This window comes from Vibrio sp. 1167, assembly GCF_033340375.1.
In the GTDB taxonomy this organism is placed as follows: domain Bacteria; phylum Pseudomonadota; class Gammaproteobacteria; order Enterobacterales; family Vibrionaceae; genus Vibrio; species Vibrio alginolyticus.
Genome location: NZ_JAWOWK010000084.1, coordinates 1 through 1186 on the forward strand (window position 1 = coordinate 1; position 1186 = coordinate 1186).

Genomic DNA, 1186 nt, shown 5'->3' on the forward strand with positions numbered 1-1186 from the left:
GGTTCTACTTCGAAGTGATCAATAATATCGCTGCCTGCGGCTGCCGAAATTGATCCGGTACCGCTAGTAATCGCGATGCCCTGTAGAGAACCTTGCTCGACGCCAGACTCGTCCAAAGACAAGCTTGTGACATTGTTAATGACTGGGTTATCGCCATCAGCAATTGTAATCACAAAGGTATTGCTGACCGTATCTTGGTCGTAATCCACGATCGTCGTTGGAAGAGAAAGCGCTATCGTATCGCTATCATTCGTCTGCTCAAGCGGTTTGAACTGTTCAAATTGGTACGTGCCGTCGGTGTTTAAAGAGATACTTAATACCACCTCTCCCGTGCCAGCTACGGTTAACGTGATGTTACTGCCATCATCAGACAAGGTCGCAACCGTCGCTTGGTTGTCAGTTAATAAACCATCAAATTGCGACAAACTTTCCTGATTAAAAGTGACAGAAGCCAACTGGTCACTGCCAATTTCGACAAACGTCCCCGTAATTGGCGTCGATGAAGATTCTTCATTCTCAAACGAGATGTCTTGCGGCGCTGGATTATCGCCATCGATAATCGTCGTGACAAAATCAATTGGCGTACGAATGCTGTTACCACCAATATCGGTACCCGTCATCTCAAACTCAATACTGATGCGGTCACCAACAATCGACACCTGCCCGTCATCTACAGACGCAACATGGTCAATGCCTTGGCTTATGGTGGTCGTCACCTCCAACTCGATATCACGACCTAGCAAAGTCGCTTCAATTTCAATACGTAGGACTTCATTGCCATCTTGAACACCAATGATGGCATTTTGCGCTTCGTCGTATGAGAACTCGACAGCTTTACCACCAGATTGAATATCGGTGTTCAACTCGGCCAGTAGCGACTCTAGTGAAGCAGCAGATGGCACAAATGAGCTAGGGTCAAGCGGGAGATCGCCCGCCTCAACGGATACGCTGGTTGCAATAGATTGAGGATAAGTCGTAAGGGAAATCGAACCTTCGGTTACTTCCGATTCAAGAGATTGTCCACCATCAGCAAAAATGGTGACGTTGATGTCATCGGTTTCTTCACGATCTTGCACGCCAGTGCGTGCTGCAGAGGTTTCGAAAAACGTCGAGGCAAGTATTTCTGGGTTGTTGTATTCAACCGTCACATAGCCAGCATTTGCCGAGCCAGACGCATCACCACCAG

At 47.7% G+C, this 1186-nt stretch carries 1 pseudogene; it reads right to left on the reverse strand.

The features are described 5' to 3' along the window. A pseudogene (locus R7Z78_RS24545) lies at positions 1 to 1186 on the reverse strand (hypothetical protein); the annotation flags it as partial.